Genomic DNA, 18,341 nt, shown 5'->3' with positions numbered 1-18,341 from the left:
TTTATTTTTCCAGATAATTCGCCCACATCTGTCGGTAAGCGTCTTCCACGTTCCGAGTGAACCGCCGCGCGTTCCAGATCGGAGAAGTTCGCCGCGAGGCTTCCAACTTCGCGATGACTGTCCTTCTTAATTTCTCATCGGTTCCGAATCGGATTCCCCATTCGATATACTCCGCGTCGTTCCACGCGATCCCCTCGGTGATTCCCGCGTTGATCATCAGGGTATAACTATTGCGGGAGGCCCATTGTTGACCGACCTTGGTGACAACGGGAATTCCCATCCATAACACGTCGAGAGTTGTCGTCCCCCCCGTAAAAGGATAGGTGTCTAGCACCACGTCCGCGACCGGTAAATTGGCGCGATAGATCCCCGTCGGGTAGGAAGGTAAAAAGCGTAATCGATCGGGATTCACCCCCTCTTCGCTCGCGATATCGGTAAATAATTCGCGCATCGATCGAATATCTCCCAATCCCTGTACGAGTAAATAACTATTAGAAACCTCCCGCAGAATCCGGATCTGGAGACGCATCTGTTCGGGATGGCGTTTTAAGCCGGTCTGTACGCTTAAATAGGCGATCGCGTCGTCTGGTAGATGCAAATCTTCCCGTCGTAAAGTCGGATAAGCTACCTCGACCCCATCGACGGCGATATAACAATCCGGTAAGCGCCAGAGTTTTTCGCGGTAGTATTGTCCCGCGTTTTCCGGTAGGACATAATGATCGACCAATAAATAATCGATCGCGGGGATTCCCGAACCGTCGAATCCCAACCAAGTGACTTGTACCGGAGCGGGTTTCAGGGCCATTACCTGACAGGTCGTGTGGCCGGTAATACTATCGAGATCTACTAAAATATCGAGATTATCCGCCTCGATCCGCTCGGCGATAACGCTCGCGTCATCGGGAAAATTCTGACAATTCCCCACTTTTTCGCGGAACCAGATTCGCGTGATCTCGTCTTCGGTTTGATTCACGAGATAGAGGGCGATCTGAAATTTCTCCCGATCGTGGTAGTGAATTAGCCAGCGCGTGATTAAACCGATCGTGTGGTTGTTAAGAGTATGGGCTATGTAGCCGATTTTTAACTTTTCCTGTCGAGGGGCGAGCGAGAGCCGAGGTTTAGAAAGACGGGAAAATTTTTTTCTAGTCCAATCTTGAAATAGTTCGCCCGTTCGATTAAAGAGAAAACGAGTTTCCACGAGATTATCTTCTAGATAAACTAGCGGAAAATTGCTGGAGTTCGTCGCGTCCCGGACAAATCGAGGGCATTGCCCGGCCTCGATCGTTGCCCGTAAAGCTTGTTTGTACTGACTGGCGATCGAGTCGATCTTTTCCCAATTCGAACTAAACATTCGCGTGTACAGAATATGGGACTCGATATACGCTTTCATGGATTCGGGAAAATCCCGATAGTTTTCCCGCATTTTTAATGCGAATTCTATGGACGATCGATACTCTTTTGTTTTGAGCAAATAAAGAGATATCTGCCGTAAATAAAAAAGATGATTCGGATAGATTTCTAGAATATTTTTTAATAACTCGATGGCGAACTCGATATTTTTTTGAGAGAGCGCGTGAACTCGGCTCGCCACACAATCCACCATCTCTTCCGTAAAATATTTCGAGAAGATCCTCTTGACAAAAAGAAGCGTTTCCGAGGAAGGATACTGAATAATTTTATCGATACAATCCAGCCATAACTCTAAGGGGATTCCCTCGCTAGAGCTATCGTCGATGAGTTCGATTATCGAACGCTCCTGTAAGATTTCGGGCGAGAATCGATTCTGTTGAATTTCTAAACAGATCAGTTGTAGCTGATTGGCCAAAAAATCAGGATTTAACTCTCGAATATAATCGCGAATTAGCGCGCTCGTCTCTCCTTTTTCCAGCGCCGCTTGTCGGTTTGCCTCCTCGTCTAAAATCGCGACTAACTCCGCCGTCCGCACGTCGATTTCTGTTTCTTCCAACTGACCGAGAACGAATAACCACGTCGCCCGCGCTTCCTCTTCCCGTCCCGCGAGAAGGTAGGCTAATCCCAAATACCAATAATGCTCGATCGCTTCCGGTTCCGTTTCGATCAGTTCCTCGTAAAATTCCGCCACGAGATCGTGACGATCGCTTTCTCGCCAATTTTGAACTTCCGGTCTCCAACTCATGAATTTGTCCCCTCCCGCTCTTCTTGTTGACAGTAATCTTCCCACATCCGGCGATAGGCGTTTTCCATCTCTTTCGTGAACTCCCGCGCGTTCCACAGGGGCGCGATCTGACGGGAACGGTGTAGTTTCTCCCGGATTTCCCGGCGTAATCTGGAATCTTTTCCTAATTTTATTCCCCAGTCCACGTACTCCCGATCGCTCCCCGCGATCCCCTCGGTAATTCCCGCGTTGATCAGGAACGTATAGCTATTACGAGCGGCGAACTGTTGGCCGACTCGGGTGACTAGAGGGATGCCCATCCATAAGACCTCTAGGGTGGTGGTCGCTCCATTATAAGGGTAGGTATCTAATACCACGTCCGCGATGTTTAAATTCGCCCGATGGATTTCCTCGCTCGGATCGTTGTCGAGGAAACGTAAACGTTCTCGATCGATTCCTTCCTCGGTGGCGATCTCGTGAAAGAGATCCCGGATCGTCTGTCGATCGCTCGGCCCTTTAATCAATAGGTAACTATCGGGAACCGCCCGCAAAATCTCCATCTGTAAACGAACCGTGTCGGGATTTCTTTTGAATCCCGATTGAGCGGTTAAATAGACGATCGCTTCCTCTTCGATTCCCAACATTTCCCGTCGTAAGGTCGGAATTCCCACTTCAAAACCGTCGATCGATAGGTAGGAGTTCGGCAGTCGGATAATTTTTTCCGAATAATATTCTTCCGCTCCCTCCGGTAAGACGTAAGGATCGGCGATGAAATAATCGATCGCGGGGATTCCCGACGCGTCCAATCCCAACCAAGTCACCTGTACCGGGGCGGGTTTTAACGCCATCACGAGCGAGCTAGTGTTGTTCGTGGTACTATCTAGATCGATCAAGATATCGATCCCGTCTTCACTGATTTTTCGCGCGATATTTTCAGGGTAAGGTTCTAGGTTATATACCCGCTCCACGCGGGAACGAAACCAATCGCGGGTGAGATCGTCTTCGGGTTGATTCACTAAATAAATCGCGACATCGAAACTCCGGCGATCGTGATAGTGAAATAACCACCGGCTCAACCAGCCTACCGAATGTCTTCGTAGCGTGTGGGCGAGATAACCGATTTTTAAGTTTTTATCGGGGATTCTCTCGATCGCCGTTCTAGGAATTACATACTTCTGTCGAGCTTTTTCTTGAAAGAATCTAGCCAATCGCTTTTGTAACGTGAAATTTTCTACGGGATTATCCTCGTAGTAACGTAAACAGCTAGTAATATCTAATAGAGAATCTTCGATAAATTTTTCGGCCGTAAATTCCTCGTTTTCGACTAGATCGAAAATAGATTTTTTTAAGGATTTAATTGGAGAGGTAATATTTAGCCAATCCCCCATCAATTGCAGAATATAAATTCGTAAATGTTGACTATAAATTTTTTCTATTTCGTTTCTAGAATTTTGATAAAGCTTGTCAGCTAATTCCAGGCATCTCGATAAATTCTCATCGTATTTGCACAAGACGAATAGCGCGTAATATAGGGAGGAATTTTCGGGAAAATTTTCCAGACAGATCTCTATTAATTTTATCGCGAAGGATGGATTTGTATCTTTATATTTATAGATGAAAATAGCCTCAAAAGATTTTTGGACAAAGCTCTCCTTGTCCGGGAGACGGGACAAGATCGCTCGCGCGAACAACACGATTCTATCGTCGGGATAGGCAAAAATTCTCTCTAAAATCGATAGCAGTAAAGGAACGGGAAGAAGATCGATCGAACTCGTTTCCAATCGCTCGATCGCCCGCCATTCCTCGATCCGCTCGATCGTGAAATATTGCAGAATTAACTCTAACTCGATCGAGCGGAGAATATTTACAAGATCGTCGGGAAAGATTTCCAGAATTTGCTGTCGGATAAACCAGGCCCGATCGAGCTTTTCCAAGGCCGCCTGTCGGTTCGCCTCTTCTTCTAAAATCGCGACCAATTCCGCCGTCCGAGTGTCGATTTCCGTTTCTTCCAATTGCCCGAGAACGAACAACCAGGTCGCCCGCGCTTCCTCTTCCCGTTCTGCCAACAGGTAGGCTAATCCCAGATACCAATAATGAGCGATTTCTTCCGGTTCCGCCTCGATAATTTCCTCGTAAAAGCGGATCGCCCGATCGATCGCTCCCGTCTCCTCTCCCGTCAGCGCCGGATCGACGCTCGAATGCCAAGCCATGCGTTCACTACCCTACCCGTTCCCTGTTAACGTACCCGAAAACCGGTCGGAATTTTCGCGCCCGCGGTCGATCGGCCGATTTCCCGCGGGGCGAACCCTACCGAATCGGGAAAATCCTTAATCCCTTTCCCGGAACGGTTGGTAGGATGAGAGAGTCGCGCGCGGGATCTTCTCTCATGCCTTATCCTCTTCACGTCGCTTTCATCTGGCATCAACACCAACCCCTCTACAAATCCCGTCAGGCGATCGAGGACGCTTCCGGTCAGTACCGCCTTCCCTGGGTACGATTACACGGGGTAAAAGACTATCTCGACCTGATTTTAATCCTAGAACGTTATCCGCTCCTGCACCAGACCGTCAATCTCGTTCCCTCGCTGATTCTCCAACTAGAAGATTACGTGAACGGGGAGGCGATCGATCCCTATCTCGCGCTCACCGTCACCCCCGAATCCCGATTAACCCTCTCGCAAAAACATTTCATCCTCGATCGCTTTTTCGATGCCCACTATCCCACGCTGATCGCCCCCCATCCCCGTTACGCGGAACTCTACGAACAACGCCACGATAAGGGTCAAGCTTGGTGTTTGGCGAACTGGACTTTACAGGACTATAGCGATCTGCTCGCGTGGCATAATCTGGCCTGGATCGATCCCCTCTTCCACGAGGACCCGGAAATCGCGGATTGGTTGGAACGGGGACGGGATTTCGAGTTAAGCGATCGACAGCGGATTATCGCCAAACACCGGCAGATTATCCGGCGAATCCTGCCCCAACACCGTTTAATGCAGGAGTACGGGCAATTGGAGATCATCACCAGTCCCTACACCCACCCGATCCTTCCCCTGCTCGCGGATTCCAATGCCGGACGGGTGGCCGTGCCGAAAATGACCCTACCGCGCCATCATTTCCACTATCCGGAAGATATCCCCCGCCATCTCCGGAAAGCGTGGGATATGTACACCGATCGCTTCGATCGCGCGCCCCGCGGCCTCTGGCCCTCGGAACAATCCGTCAGTCCCGCGATCTTACCCCACGTCGCGAAACAGGGCTTTCAATGGCTCTGTTCCGACGAGGGAGTGTTAGGTTGGTCGTTGGGGCATTATTTCCATCGCGACGAGACGGGAAATATTAGCGAACCGGAATTACTCTACCGTCCCTACCGTTTGCACACCAACGAGGGGGATCTGGCGATCGTTTTCCGCGATCACCGTCTCTCCGATCTGATCGGTTTCTGTTACGGTTCGATGAACGCGAACGAGGCCGCCGACGATCTGATCGGGCATCTGGACGCGATCGCGGATCGACTCAAAGCCGACGAGGAGAGCGAAACGCTCGATCGACCGTGGTTGGTAACGATCGCCCTCGATGGCGAGAACTGCTGGGAACACTATCATCTCGACGGTTTACCCTTTTTGGAAACCCTCTACCAACGCTTGAGCGAGCGGGAGGATATTCAACTCGTCACCGTCTCCGAATACCTCGATCGATTCCCCCCGACTCATACCATCCCCGCGCATCAACTCCATAGCGGTTCCTGGATCGATGCCAACTTCACCACCTGGATCGGCGATCCCGCGAAAAATAAAGCGTGGGATTATCTCTGTCTGGCCCGACAAACCCTCGCCAAACACCCGGAAGCCACCGAGGAAAATAACCCCGAAGCGTGGTCGGCCCTGTACGCGGCCGAGGGTTCCGATTGGTTCTGGTGGTTCGGCCACGGTCATTCTTCCAGTCACGACGAGTTTTACGATCGCCTTTTCCGCGAACACCTGATCGCCATCTATCAGGCGCTCGACGAATCGGTTCCTCCCTATCTCCTCGAACCGATCGAGGATCGCCGCGAGCGACGGACCGATCGCCCGGAAACCTTTATCCACCCGATTATCGACGGTTTCGGGGACGAGGAGGATTGGGAGAGCGCCGGACGGATCGAGATCGGGGGAGCGAGCGGAACCATGCACCGGGCTTCCCTCGTTCAAAGAGTCTTTTTCGGCTGGGATCACCTGAATTTCTATCTCCGTTTCGATTTTAAAGCGGGAGCGGAGTTAGGCCGGGAGATCCCCCACGAACTGCATTTTTACTGGTACTACGACGGGGTACACCGTCTCCAGAGTCCGATCGCCCTGCACGACCTCCCCGCGCGATCGCCCCTGAATTTCGGCTACCACCATCACCTCGGCATCAATCTCCTCACCGAGTTCACCTGGTTGGAAGTGGCCCACGAGTACGGCAATTGGCACCGAATCCCCACCCACGCCAAGGTCGCTTTTAACCAATGCCTGGAAATCTCCGTCCCCTGGGAGGGATTGCACGTAGAACCGGATTATCGGGCGCACTTGGTCGCGGTTCTCGCCGATCGGGGGCAATTCCGCGACTTCCTGCCGGACGGGGAATTTATTATCCTGCAAAGACCGTGACAAACGCGAGGCGATCGCGAGCGATTAAGATAGGGATACATATCGATAAATACTCCTCTCGATAGATGTTCCTGTCGCCGCTCCGCAAATTACTCGCCGAACCGCTCCCGAAAATCCCCCTACGATGGGTTCTGGTCGTTCCCTTCGTCCTACAGATTGTCGGGGCGGTCTCTCTGGTGGGGTATCTCTCCTATCGAAGCGGACAGACCTCGGTTCGCATCCTGGCCGATCGATTGGTTTCCGAGGCGGACGGGCGCGTTCGCGATCACCTCGACAGCTATCTACGGGAAACCTTCCGGGCGATCGAGATCAACGATCGGGCCGTCAAACAGGGAAGGCTCGACATCGAGAATCGAGCGGCCCTACAAGACTATCTCTGGCAACAGATCGAACTCTCCACCGGTTTGACCGCCACCCAATTTTTCAACGCCCGCGGCGAGGAAATTACCTACCTACGTCTCAACAATCGGGCGCTTCTTGAACAGGCGCGCCGGTTAACCGGGGAAAACCTATCCCCCGATACCCTGATTTACGCCGAGGCCGAAAGCGCGGAACCGGAAATTCGGAAATACTATCTCGTCAACGAGCGGGGAGAGCCGAGGAGGTTACTCTATACCTTCAAGATCGATAATCGAATGACCCCGTGGTTTCAGTACGGCGGGAAAATGGATAGGCTCGGCTGGTCGCCCGTGTACTTATTTCGGATCGTACCCTCGTTAGCGCTGGCCGGGATCGCCCCGGTTCGCGACGCGCGAGGAACGTTTCAAGGTTTGTTCATCAGTTCTTTCCAACTCTCGGACATCGGGGCCTATTTACAAACGCTCGATTTTTCCCCGTCGGGGCAGGTGTTTATCGTCGATCGAACCGGGAATCTCATCGCCACCTCTAGCGGGGAAACCCCGTTTATTACGCCGAAAAACGGTCACGCGCGACAATTAGCGGCGATCGACAGTCGGGACGAAACCACCCGCTCGATCGCCCGACAATTGCTCGATCGCTACGGCGGTTTTCCCAAAATCCCCGATGGCAAGATCCTCGATCTGTTCGTGAACGGGCAGAGGCATTTCACCAGCGTGAATTCTTACCGGGATAAAAACGGTCTAGATTGGATTCGGATCGTGACGATCCCGGAAAGCGATTTCATGGAGGCGATCGAGGAAAATAACCGAAGGACGATCGTTCTGTGCGGGTTGACGTTGTTGGTGGCGACGGGATTGGGACTGCTCACCGCGCGGGCGATCGCCAAACCGATCCTCGATCTCAACCGCGCCAGTCAAAACCTAGAGCGCGGGGAATGGGGACAACAACCGCGACGGGAGATCGCCATCGACGAACTGGAAACGCTCACCCGCTCCTTCGAGAGTATGGCGGCGAAATTACAGGAATCGCTCGATCGCACGAAAAGCGCCCTCGACGAATCCGAGGACAAATTCGCCAAGATTTTCCGCGCCTCTCCCGACGCGATCGCCATCGTCAGTCTGGAAACGGGCGCCTATATCGCGGTCAACGATCGCTTCGCCGTCCAGACCGGATACAGTCGCGAGGAGGCGATCGGCTGTACCGCGCGAGACCTAGGATTACTCGCCCACCCCGATCGAGAGTGCGAGATCCAGCGACAATTACAGTTAAACGGTAGTTTTCGCGATATCGAGATTCAATGGCGCGCTCGATCGGGCGAGATCCGGATCGGGTCGGTTTCTGGCGAGTCGATCGAACTAGACGGTCATCCCTGTCTACTCTCGGTTTTTCGCGACTACACCGATCGTCAACGCGCCGAAAGTATCCTCCGAGAAGCCGAACGCGTCGCGCATATCGGCAGTTGGGAATTCGATCTCGCCACGGGAACGGTTTTCTGGTCGGAACAACTCTATCGGATTCACGGCCTCGATCCCCTCGGTATTCCCCCTTCCCCCGAGGCGATGGTTTCCCGAATCATCCATCCCGACGATCGGGACATTTACGAGGATTTCGCGGAGCGATTAGATCGGGGAGAAACCGTGGAACGGGATCTCCGCGTCGTCCGCGCCGACGGTTCGCTCCGCTATATTACCGCGACCGGAGAGGCGATCCTCGACTCGAACGGGAAACCGATCCGTTTCGTGGGAACGGTACTCGATATCACGCAACGCAAACAGGTCGAACTGGAACTGAGTCGATCGCGCGACGAGTTACAGGAGAAAGAAAACCGCTTCCAGGCTCTAGCGACGGCCCTGCCGGGGGTACTCTACACCGTCGTGGAAGGACTGAACGGGCCGCGACGCTTCGAGTACGTGAATCCCACGTTCGAGGAGATTCATGAAATTCCCATTGCCGATGTCTTGGTCGATGCCACACCCGTATTCGACGCGATCCACCCGGAGGATCGCGCGGGTTATTTACAGGCTGTAGTCGAAAGTCTCGATAACCTGAAACCCTTCCGGTACGAGTGGCGGATTATCGTTCCCTCGGGCAAGATTAAATGGCTTCAGGCCAATTCCCAGCCGGAACGCCGCGAGAATGGCGAGATCGTCTGGCACGGGTTCGTACAGGATATCACCGATCGCAAATATCTCGAACTCGCCCTACAAGCCTCCGAAGCGCGATTAAACGATATTCAAAGCAATGTGAACGTGATTTTAAGCAGTTTCAGGGTTTTTCGCGATGGTGGCTGGGCGATCGACCACGTTTCCCCGACCAGCGAGCGGATCACGGGCTTTACCGCCGAGGAATTGACGGTCGATCCGAATCTCTGGACGAGTCGGATCGATCCGGAGGACTGGAACGCGATGTTACCGAACGTTTTTGACAATATTTTCGCCTGTCGTCCGGCAACTTACGAGTATCGTTTCCACTGTAAGGACGGAAGCCAACTGTGGATCTCCCAGATCAGCAGTCCCCGCTACGACGCGGAAAACGACTGCTGGATCGTGACGAATGTATCCTCCGATATCAGCGAGCGCCACGCGATCGAACGGATGAAAGACGAATTTATCTCCGTCGTCAGTCACGAACTCCGCACCCCCCTGACGGCGATCCGCGGCGCGATCGGTTTGCTGGCCGCGGGGGTTCTCGATAGTCAAGCGGACACGGCGCGGGAAATGCTGGCGATCGCCTCGCGGAACTGCGATCGCCTCGGGAGTTTAGTGGACGATATCCTCGATCTCGAACGCTTGAAATCGGGAAACATGGAATTAGAAAAAGAACCCTGTTCGGTAGGCGAAATTATCGAAAAATCCCTCGATTCCGTGGCTATGCTGGCGAAAAATGCCGGGATCACCCTCGAAAGTGTTCCCCTGAACGCGACCGTAAATGTCGATCGGGCGGCGATCGAGCAAACCCTCGTCAATCTCATCGGCAACGCCATCAAATTCTCCCCCGCGGGCAGTACGATCCGGGTAAGGGCGCGAGCGATAGACCCGGAACCGGATACAGACTTCCCCACCCCCCGCATCCTCCTTTCGGTAGAAGATCGCGGCCGCGGCATCCCGGCCGATAAATTAGAGTCGATTTTCGGGCGTTTCCAGCAGGTGGATATTAGCGATGCCCGTCAGAAGGGAGGGGCCGGATTAGGATTGGCGATCTGTCAGAATATCGTCACCCGACACGGGGGGAAAATCTGGGCCGAAAGTGTTCTCGGCGAGGGGAGTACGTTCTATTTCACCCTACCGCTACCGGAGCGGGAATCGCGCGATCTGTAGGGACGCGAGCCTCGCGCCCTCTCGCGTTAATTGATAATCCCGACGCTCGATCGTGAATGATCCACGGGGATTTTTAACGCTAGAAAGCGATGAGAGAGAGAATCGATCACGCGTCAGTTCCCAACATCTGCAACTTGTACAAACTGGCATAGAGTCCGTTTTCCGCTAATAACTCCTCGTGAGAACCCGACTCGACTAACTCCCCGCGTTTGAGGACGAGAATCCTATCCACGTCGCGGATCGTCGAGAGACGGTGGGCGATAATAATCGCGGTTCGATCGACTAAAATCTTCGAGAGCGCCTCCTGAATTAACACCTCCGTTCCCACGTCCAAACTCGCCGTCGCTTCATCGAGAACCAACACCTTCGGATCGCGAATCGCTACCCTCGCGAACGCGAGTAACTGTTTCTGTCCGGAAGAAAGATTCGTTCCCCTCTCCCGTAGTAACGTGTTATAACCGTCGGGTAATTCCTCTATAAATCGATCGATATTCGTCAGCCTCGCGGCCGCTTTTACCCGATCGAGATCGTAATTTTCCCCTAACGTAATATTCCGTTTCACGTCCCCCGCGAATAGAAAACTTTCCTGTAAAATCACGCCGATATAACGCCGTAATTCCGCTTGGGGAAGATCCCGGATATCGATCCCATCGACGAGAATCCGTCCCCGCGTCGGTTCGTAGAGACGGCAGAGAAGCCGGATGATCGAACTTTTTCCCGCGCCCGTCGGCCCGACTAACGCCACTTTCTGCCCCGGCGGGATGGTAAAATCGAGATCTTTCAGGACGAATTCATCGGGTTTATAGCCGAACCAGACATTTTCAAAGCGGATCTCGCCACCCCCGCGGGTATCGACCAGAGAAAGCCCTTTTTCCGCGCCGGGATCGCGGATCTCGATCGGGATAGCCATCAACTCGTTAATCCGCTCGATCGCCGTAAATCCCGACTGGAACATGGTGAATTTCTCGGCGAACTGACGCAAGGGGTTAAAAAGTCGCTGGGAAAACAAAATAAACGCCGATAGAACCCCGAAATCGATCGTTTTTCGCAAAATCAAAAGCCCACCCAACCACAAAACCCCCGCCACGGCTACCAATCCCACCCATTCCAGCGTCGCGGAGACCGCGGAATCGTTGAAAATCGTTTTATCGATCGCTTGACGATAGTGTAGGTTGGTGACGCGGAACATCTCCGCGTTAAACTTTTCCCGTCGGAACATCTGCACGATATTCATCCCGACAACATTCTCTTGCAATTGGGAATTGAGTGTCGATAACTCCTCGCGTACCTGATAGTTCGCTTTCCGATACTGCTGTTGGAAGTAGATAATCAGCACCGTCACTGGCAGTAACATCAACACCAGCAATAACGCTAACTGCCATTGCAGGGTGAACATGGTGGCGATGATCACTAAAATATACACCAGATCGCTCAACACACCGATCGCCCCGCTCGCGAATACCTCCCCCAACGCTTCCACGTCACTGGTTAACCGCGTCACCAGGCGGCCCACGGGAGTGCGATCGAAAAAGCTCGACGAGAGCGCGGTAACATGGACGAACAGAGCCTCCCGTACCGTCGCGGTAATTTCCTGCCCCACCCTCTGCACCAGATACCCCTGTAGCGTGGCGAAAATTAGCCGGAAAACAATCGTCGCCAATAATAGCCAGATCAGCGTATTTAACGCCGCGGATACGGACATCTCCGAGAGAAAGCCCCATACCGTCTCTTTTCGTAGGACAGAGACCGCCTGACCGATAATCAGGGGCTGGATCGCGCCGGTGAGGGATAGCGGCAACAGCAGGACGAGAGACAACGCGAGAAGCTTTTTCTGTTGTCGCGCGTAGGGCAGTAATCGCAGTAATAACCGCCAGTCGTTTTCTTTCGGGGGTTGACGCGGGGGATTTTGACCGGGAGACGATATCATCATTAAACGAGCTAAACTTTAAAGGTCGCACTTCCCGGAGTCGATAGGCGATTCGAGGGAAAGGGATAACCTCATTATTCTAATCTTTCCAAGCTCTCCGATCGGGTTCCCGCTCCCTCGCGCGAAATCCGGATCTCCGGGCTAACCGCGGTTTATCAATCCTAGTTAGCCCGTCCGAAACGATAATCGGGAGTGTAGACGCTAGACCTCCGGCAAAAATCCAAAATTTCCAGTGGGGACGGGAGCCAGGAGTCAGAAGGAGAAAGGAGGACTAGAGAGAGCGTAAAAGGATACGGTATGAATTTTTCGCTCTTTTATTCTTGAAATCGTAAGTTTCTAGTTGAATTTAACTTTCGATGGTTACTTTTGCAGGAAGTCCGCTCTCGATCGGAAAAAAAAGCGGGAAAATCCTCGCGAACTAACTATTATTCGATAAATTATCGCTCTCTCTCCCGATATAGCTTGATTAACAGAGGAGAAAGGGGTATCGACGGCAAACACGCGAATCGCTCTATTTCCCGTTTTTTCCGTCGGTTCGATCGGGTATACTATCGATCCCTACCGTGGTTTGAAAGTCGCGGAATTCCTTTACGGTCAGTTTTAACGCGAGTCCCGGATCGGTTGTCAGCCGACTCCTGTTTTTGTCCCCGGCTAAATTCCTAATTTCTCCCGCGAAATAGCGGATAAATTTGCCGAACGCGCACTGACTTCAGCTTCGGAGGGAAGTAACCGCTCGGAACGCCAGGGAAATCGTGAGACGATGCTACCATATATAAATGATCGTGTCAACTCATCTCGGAGCGATTTTTTTACCAGTATTGTCAGCCATAGTGATAACTATGTTATCCGATCGCACGATCGTTTGTTTGATTCAAGAGTGAGAAGCTAATGATGGTAACGACGAAAATCAAGTTAGCGAAGGTCGAGATTAGAGCGGCTTACGCGTTAGGGAAAAGACAGTTTCCCGGCGCGCAACTTCCGGGGGCGGATTTGCGAGGGCTGACTCTAAGCGGTATTGACTTGACGGGGGCGAACTTGGCCGGAGCGGATTTACAGGAGAGCGATCTAGAGGGGGCGAACCTACAATCCGTGAACCTTCAGGGCGCGAATTTGTGCGGGGCGAATCTAAAAAAAGCGTGTTTGCGGGAGACGAATCTCCAACAAGCTTATTTAACGCGTGTCGAACTGTCAGAAGCCGATCTCACCCGCTCGGATCTAGAGAAAGCGTACTGTAAGGACGCGAATTTCGCGCGGGCGATTTTAGAACACGCGAATTTACACGCTTCGATTCTCAAGGACGCGTGTTTACAAGAAGCGAGATTAGAACACGCGAATCTCCGCGAAACTTGGTTGGCGGGGGCCGATTTAGAGAGAGCGAATCTCGCGGGGGCTTTTTATGACGATCGCACTCGTTTCAGCGATGATTTCGACCCGATTACCGCTCGAATGCTCCTGATAGACTCGATGACGGTCGAGGATATGACCGCTATTTTAACTTGTATTTATCAATTCGGATGTAAATATTTAGGCGCGACGATCGCTCATAAATACTGGGAAGCGACCTGTCCCCGATTAATTTGGTTAGAGCGATTTCCGGTGACTCCCAAGGACGGAATAACGTTCGCGGGCGATCGTTCGGAACCGATCGATAATTTGCAACTACAGGAATACCGTCAATGGATGGATCGATTCGCTCACGCCTGTAGCTCGATCGTGCGGAATTTCCGGAGTCAACTGAAAAAACAAACCGATCATCCCCGCGTCGATCGATTCTTAGATTGATCGACTCCCCGTGACGCGCTAACCGGAGAAAGTTCAGCGCGTCGCCATCACGATCAAGCCTTGTTGTCCGAGGAGAATTTCGCGCGCGAGCGTACAGATGCCCACCCAGATAATCGGCGAGATATCCACCCCACCGAGGGGAGGAATGATTTTCCGGACGGGAATTAAAAAAGGTTCCGTCGGCCAGGCGACGAGATTGAACGGAAAACGGTTCACATCGATCCGCGGGTTCCACGTCAGCACGATCCGCAAGATAAACAGGAGCGTCATTACCCCGAGAACGATGCCCAGTGTCCACGAGAGCGCGATAGTCGTGTTCATGCAGTGAGAGCGGTTAGGTGATCTTTCTCTATCAGTATAGGCTCTCGCGGGGAGCGATCGGGAAAAAAACCGCGATTTTCTCGGCAGGTGTACCGAGAACCGATACAATGATTCCAAAAACTCATCAATACGGTTTTCGGAGATCCGCGCTTTATGCAAAAAATCAAAATTTTCGTGATAATCGCCGTCGTGGGCATCGTCCTCGCCGCTATCGGGGGATTTCTCTTAACCGCGGGAAAAACCATCGGTCAGTCTCTTTTCGGTAGGGGTTTCGCCGAGGGACAACTGAAAGACTACGTGGCCAGTGTTCTCCGGCAGGATATTAACGGAGTTACCTGCCAGTCGGTGGACACGGACGGCAACGGCTACGTTTCCTGTGACTTTACCACCGCCACCGCCCCGAACCAAGTCCAGACGATCGAGTGCGCGGCTTGGGGTCTCGACGGCTTCCTCAACCGCGGCTGTAAGAAACGCCTGCCCGGACTCCCCGCGCGATAATCGAAATCGAAACGGATAGGGAAATCAAGGGAACAAGAGCTTTCCCTATCCCTTCCGCGCTAACTGACGTTCGGCGACCGTGTAGCGAAAAATATACTCGACCAATTCTAGATAATTCTCGGCAATTTCCGTCGATTTCCCCCAAACCGTGACCCCGTGATCGACGATTAATAACGCGGGAACCTCCGGCGGCGAGACTTGAAAACGCGCCTCTATCTCGCGGGCGATTTTCGGTACGTCGAGATGGTTGCGGAACACCGGCATCGATACCCGCGGATTCTCCACCCAAACCCCTAACCCCTTGATCATCTCCAACGGGGGTAATGGCAGATTTTCCCCGTCGGTAAAACGAGAAGCGAGATTCGCCTCGATCGAGTGAACGTGATAACAGGCGCGCGCGTCGGGAAATAACGAGTAAATCGCTTGATGGATACTGGTTTCCGCGGAAGGACGATTCTCCGGGTGTCCGGTTTCTACCACGTTTCCGGAGCGATCGATCCGCACGAAATCCTTTTTTTCTAACCGTCCTTTACTTTTGCCACTGGCGGTAATCCAGAAACTACCCTCATCCTCGATCGCTTTCGCGGAGAGATTCCCCGCGGTTCCCAGCATCCAACCGAGTTGATGGAACCGGCGCGACGCGTCGATCAAGGCGAGACGGGGATCGTTCATAAGTCCTCTTGCAGAATTCAACAGTTTTCGGGTAGCTAGGGAGTCAGGAGTCAGGAGTCAGGAGTCAGGAGGCAGGAAGGAGGGGTGTGGGGTGTAGGATGTAGGGTGTAGGGAATAACTTTCTCGAAACTCTCGATTTTGTCCCGAAATTATCTACTTATTTCCCGCTCCCCATCTCCCGATACCCAACACCCGACACCCCATCTTCCCATTTTCTAATTCTCCTCGATATCGATTAGCTGTCGCCGGATGTCGAAAAAGTTCTCCCATTCGATATAGGGCTTGTTTTCCGCTTTCAGGTAATCGATCAGACGATCGCGCGCGAACACGATCGAGGCCCGCCGCGCCATCGTGATATCGGTGACGGAATCGCCGATGGCGATCGGGAAATACCCCGGATATCGTTCCATGATCCGCGCCTTGGCGACTAATTCCGTCCCGTCCTCGAAATCGGAACGAACCTGTAGATATTCTCCCGCTCGATCGATCTCCACCGCGTAGATCGCCGTTACTTTTTCTAACAAATTGTGTCGCTTTAACACCGTCTCCACCATGTCCCGCAGTCCCCCGGACAGGATGACGAAGGGGATCGATCGCTCTTGCAACAAGTCCAATAATTCGGGTAATCCCTCCCGAATCGGCTTATTTTCGGCGTAAGCGAGAATATCGTCGTACTGTTTCGCCAGGATCGACTCTAGAAGCTGTCGGACTCCCTCGCGTAAGGTGAGAGAGCGATCGTACATCCGCGGCATCAAACGGGCGGACAGTTCGGGCGCGAATTCCTTGAGCATTCCCGCGAAGGTTTCCACCGCGGTGATCGTCCCGTCAAAGTCACAAAAAACAATACTTTTCATCGGTTACGCGGATCGGGGATTTGGATACAATGGAAGATCGCCATCGACGGGCGCGTTGTCGATCGATTCTATTACAGTACAGGATCTAGATTCTATCCCCCGACCCGTTCGCGATCTCGCCTCTCGACGTTAGACGTTTGATTTTGACATGAAATCCTATCTCGCCGCCGCTATTCAAATGATGAGCCAGTCCGATCTCGACAAAAATCTCGTCGAGGCGGAAGAATTGATCGAACTCGCCGTCCGTCGCGGCGCGGAACTGATCGGTTTACCGGAAAATTTCGCCTTTATGGGGACGGAACAGGAAAAAATCGCCCTCGCCGACTCGATCGCCCTAAAAGCCGATAAATTTCTCCGCACGATGGCCCGACGCTTTCAAGTAACCCTGTTAGGTGGGGGTTTTCCCGTCCCGGAGTCGAACAATCCCGATAAAGCTTTCAATACCGCCTTACTCATCGACCCCAACGGTTTAGAACTGGCGCGCTACCAGAAAATTCACCTATTCGATGTCAACGTCCCCGACGGCAATACCTATCGCGAATCGAGTACGGTAGTCGCGGGAAAGGTGTTACCCCCTCTCTATACCTCGGACAGTCTGGGCAAAATCGGCCTCTCTATCTGCTACGATGTCCGCTTTCCCGAACTGTACCGCCATTTATCGCGCCAGGGAGCCGATATTCTGTTTATTCCCGCCGCTTTTACCGCTTTCACCGGCAAAGATCATTGGAAAGTATTATTACAGGCGCGGGCGATCGAGAATACCTGTTACGTCATCGCCCCCGCGCAAACCGGCAATAATTACGAACGACGTTACACCCACGGCCACGCGATGATTATCGACCCCTGGGGCGCGATCCTCGCCGACGCGGGCGAAACGCCGGGCGTTGCCATCGCGGAAATCAATCCCAACCGTATCGAACAGGTCCGCCGACAGATGCCCTCCCTCCAGCATCGCGTGTTCGGGTAAGGGTATCCGCACCCGTTCGCGGGAATTATTTTTTCGATCGCTCGATAACGTTCGGCGATCGATTGTTACATCCGGTTACAATTTGTTGTCATTTCGCGTTGATCGATCGACGGGAGAGAATCGATCGGGCGCGCGAGTATTTCATCTTGGTTTTATAATTCCCTGCCATTATGAGAAATAGGGAAAGATAGTTCGTTGACAAGTTAGCCCCCGCGAAACGGGAAATTCCTAGAGATAAATAGAGGGGCTACCCGGACGGCGGTTTTTCCGACAAGCGAAAAAGTTCTCGTGGTAAGGGATCGGTGAGCTTTCGCTTCGGTGAGAACCCCGGTAAACGGTTCGACGTGACTATCGATCGAAACACCTTCTACCTTCAGGTTTACTCCGATGAACATGACTCACTACATGGAACTTCTCGCCACGAATCAACCTTGGAACCTGTTGATTTTTATGGCGATTCCGGTCATTCTAGCGGAAACGATCGCCATCACGGAATTATATATTTTATATACTAGGGACTGGAAAGGAACGGTCAGACAAATTAATAAAATCGCGGGAATTATCGCGGGTTTCTACTTTCTCGTGATCTTCCTATACCTGCTCTCTAACGCGGTGATTCCCCTGACCGCCTCCGGTGGTTGGCGAACGATTATCGACGTGATCGCCGTGGGTTTTTACCTGCTCGGGGTCGTTCCTCTTTTGGGAATCGCGTTACTAGAGATCGGGGCGATCTGGCGTTTTAGAAGTGACGAATGGAAATTAGGAGTTCACGCCGCCTTCGTGGCCATGTTTCTCGTTGTCGCGCACGTCGCCATGATTTTCGGGATGCTCGATCCGGCTCTCCTATCTGGAGGGATGCCAGGACATTCCATGTAACCGGTA

At 52.6% G+C, this 18,341-nt stretch carries 12 protein-coding genes; 6 read left to right on the top strand and 6 right to left on the bottom strand.

The features are described 5' to 3' along the window. Nucleotide 1 precedes the first annotated feature (1 nt). Both V0288_RS03330 and V0288_RS03325 read right to left on the bottom strand, forming a co-directional pair. Nucleotides 2-2,155: an O-linked N-acetylglucosamine transferase, SPINDLY family protein gene (locus V0288_RS03330; protein WP_332863601.1), complete on the bottom strand. Its 2,154-nt coding sequence runs from the start codon at nucleotides 2,153-2,155 to the stop codon at nucleotides 2-4. Then, nucleotides 2,152-4,344 carry an O-linked N-acetylglucosamine transferase, SPINDLY family protein gene (locus V0288_RS03325; protein WP_332863600.1) on the bottom strand — a complete coding sequence of 731 codons (2,193 nt, stop codon included), beginning with the start codon at nucleotides 4,342-4,344 and terminating at the stop codon, nucleotides 2,152-2,154. Before V0288_RS03325 ends, V0288_RS03330 begins: the two co-directional genes overlap by 4 nt. 176 nt (nucleotides 4,345-4,520) lie before the next feature. Here V0288_RS03325 and V0288_RS03320 point away from each other — a divergent pair, with 176 nt between their 5' ends. Further along, entirely contained in the window at nucleotides 4,521-6,761 is a 2,241-nt protein-coding gene (locus tag V0288_RS03320; RefSeq protein ID WP_332863598.1) for a glycoside hydrolase, read from the top strand. A 65-nt stretch (nucleotides 6,762-6,826) separates the two neighbouring features. Beyond that, complete coding sequence (locus V0288_RS03315) at nucleotides 6,827-10,438, top strand: PAS domain-containing protein (protein WP_332863597.1); 3,612 nt, start codon at nucleotides 6,827-6,829, stop codon at nucleotides 10,436-10,438. Between the two features lie 106 nt (nucleotides 10,439-10,544). Here V0288_RS03315 and V0288_RS03310 read toward each other — a convergent pair whose 3' ends face one another. Beyond that, complete coding sequence (locus V0288_RS03310; RefSeq protein WP_332863596.1) at nucleotides 10,545-12,368, bottom strand: ABC transporter ATP-binding protein; 1,824 nt, start codon at nucleotides 12,366-12,368, stop codon at nucleotides 10,545-10,547. A gap of 885 nt (nucleotides 12,369-13,253) precedes the next feature. On the opposite strand from V0288_RS03310, the gene V0288_RS03305 reads away from it, so the two are divergent. Next, nucleotides 13,254-14,147, top strand: coding sequence for a pentapeptide repeat-containing protein (locus V0288_RS03305; protein ID WP_332863595.1), 894 nt, complete (start codon nucleotides 13,254-13,256; stop codon nucleotides 14,145-14,147). A gap of 33 nt (nucleotides 14,148-14,180) precedes the next feature. Here V0288_RS03305 and V0288_RS03300 read toward each other — a convergent pair whose 3' ends face one another. Next, entirely contained in the window at nucleotides 14,181-14,468 is a 288-nt protein-coding gene (locus tag V0288_RS03300; protein WP_332863594.1) for a YggT family protein, read from the bottom strand. 153 nt (nucleotides 14,469-14,621) lie between these two features. Here V0288_RS03300 and V0288_RS03295 point away from each other — a divergent pair, with 153 nt between their 5' ends. Next, nucleotides 14,622-14,966 (top strand): hypothetical protein, encoded by a 345-nt coding sequence (locus V0288_RS03295; RefSeq protein WP_332863593.1) that lies wholly within the window; start codon nucleotides 14,622-14,624, stop codon nucleotides 14,964-14,966. Between the two features lie 45 nt (nucleotides 14,967-15,011). Here V0288_RS03295 and mtnB read toward each other — a convergent pair whose 3' ends face one another. Next, entirely contained in the window at nucleotides 15,012-15,638 is a 627-nt protein-coding gene (gene mtnB / locus V0288_RS03290) for a methylthioribulose 1-phosphate dehydratase (protein WP_332863592.1), read from the bottom strand. A 215-nt stretch (nucleotides 15,639-15,853) separates the two neighbouring features. Then, nucleotides 15,854-16,492 (bottom strand): HAD-IB family phosphatase, encoded by a 639-nt coding sequence (locus V0288_RS03285; RefSeq protein WP_332863591.1) that lies wholly within the window; start codon nucleotides 16,490-16,492, stop codon nucleotides 15,854-15,856. Nucleotides 16,493-16,640: 148 nt separating this feature from the next. Between V0288_RS03285 and V0288_RS03280 the strand changes: the two genes are divergently transcribed. Next, nucleotides 16,641-17,459: a carbon-nitrogen hydrolase family protein gene (locus V0288_RS03280; RefSeq protein ID WP_332863590.1), complete on the top strand. Its 819-nt coding sequence runs from the start codon at nucleotides 16,641-16,643 to the stop codon at nucleotides 17,457-17,459. A gap of 393 nt (nucleotides 17,460-17,852) precedes the next feature. Further along, entirely contained in the window at nucleotides 17,853-18,335 is a 483-nt protein-coding gene (locus tag V0288_RS03275; protein ID WP_332863589.1) for a DUF6803 family protein, read from the top strand. Nucleotides 18,336-18,341: the final 6 nt, after the last annotated feature.

The sequence above is a fragment of the Pannus brasiliensis CCIBt3594 genome, assembly GCF_036688125.1.
GTDB lineage: Bacteria > Cyanobacteriota > Cyanobacteriia > Cyanobacteriales > Microcystaceae > Pannus > Pannus brasiliensis.
Note: the sequence above shows the minus strand (reverse complement) of the source record. Positions and strands in the feature narration are given on the sequence as shown.

Bases quoted from the DNA above. Each gene is read 5' to 3' on its own strand.
- V0288_RS03315 (WP_332863597.1), top strand. From the start codon at position 6,827: ATGTTCCTGTCGCCGCTCCGCAAATTACTCGCCGAACCGCTCCCGAAA.
- V0288_RS03300 (WP_332863594.1), bottom strand. From the start codon at position 14,468: ATGAACACGACTATCGCGCTCTCGTGGACACTGGGCATCGTTCTCGGG.
- V0288_RS03310 (WP_332863596.1), bottom strand. From the start codon at position 12,368: ATGATGATATCGTCTCCCGGTCAAAATCCCCCGCGTCAACCCCCGAAA.
- V0288_RS03295 (WP_332863593.1), top strand. From the start codon at position 14,622: ATGCAAAAAATCAAAATTTTCGTGATAATCGCCGTCGTGGGCATCGTC.
- V0288_RS03305 (WP_332863595.1), top strand. From the start codon at position 13,254: ATGATGGTAACGACGAAAATCAAGTTAGCGAAGGTCGAGATTAGAGCG.
- V0288_RS03275 (WP_332863589.1), top strand. From the start codon at position 17,853: ATGACTCACTACATGGAACTTCTCGCCACGAATCAACCTTGGAACCTG.
- V0288_RS03330 (WP_332863601.1), bottom strand. From the start codon at position 2,155: ATGAGTTGGAGACCGGAAGTTCAAAATTGGCGAGAAAGCGATCGTCAC.
- V0288_RS03325 (WP_332863600.1), bottom strand. From the start codon at position 4,344: ATGGCTTGGCATTCGAGCGTCGATCCGGCGCTGACGGGAGAGGAGACG.
- V0288_RS03280 (WP_332863590.1), top strand. From the start codon at position 16,641: ATGAAATCCTATCTCGCCGCCGCTATTCAAATGATGAGCCAGTCCGAT.
- V0288_RS03320 (WP_332863598.1), top strand. From the start codon at position 4,521: ATGCCTTATCCTCTTCACGTCGCTTTCATCTGGCATCAACACCAACCC.
- V0288_RS03285 (WP_332863591.1), bottom strand. From the start codon at position 16,492: ATGAAAAGTATTGTTTTTTGTGACTTTGACGGGACGATCACCGCGGTG.
- mtnB (WP_332863592.1), bottom strand. From the start codon at position 15,638: ATGAACGATCCCCGTCTCGCCTTGATCGACGCGTCGCGCCGGTTCCAT.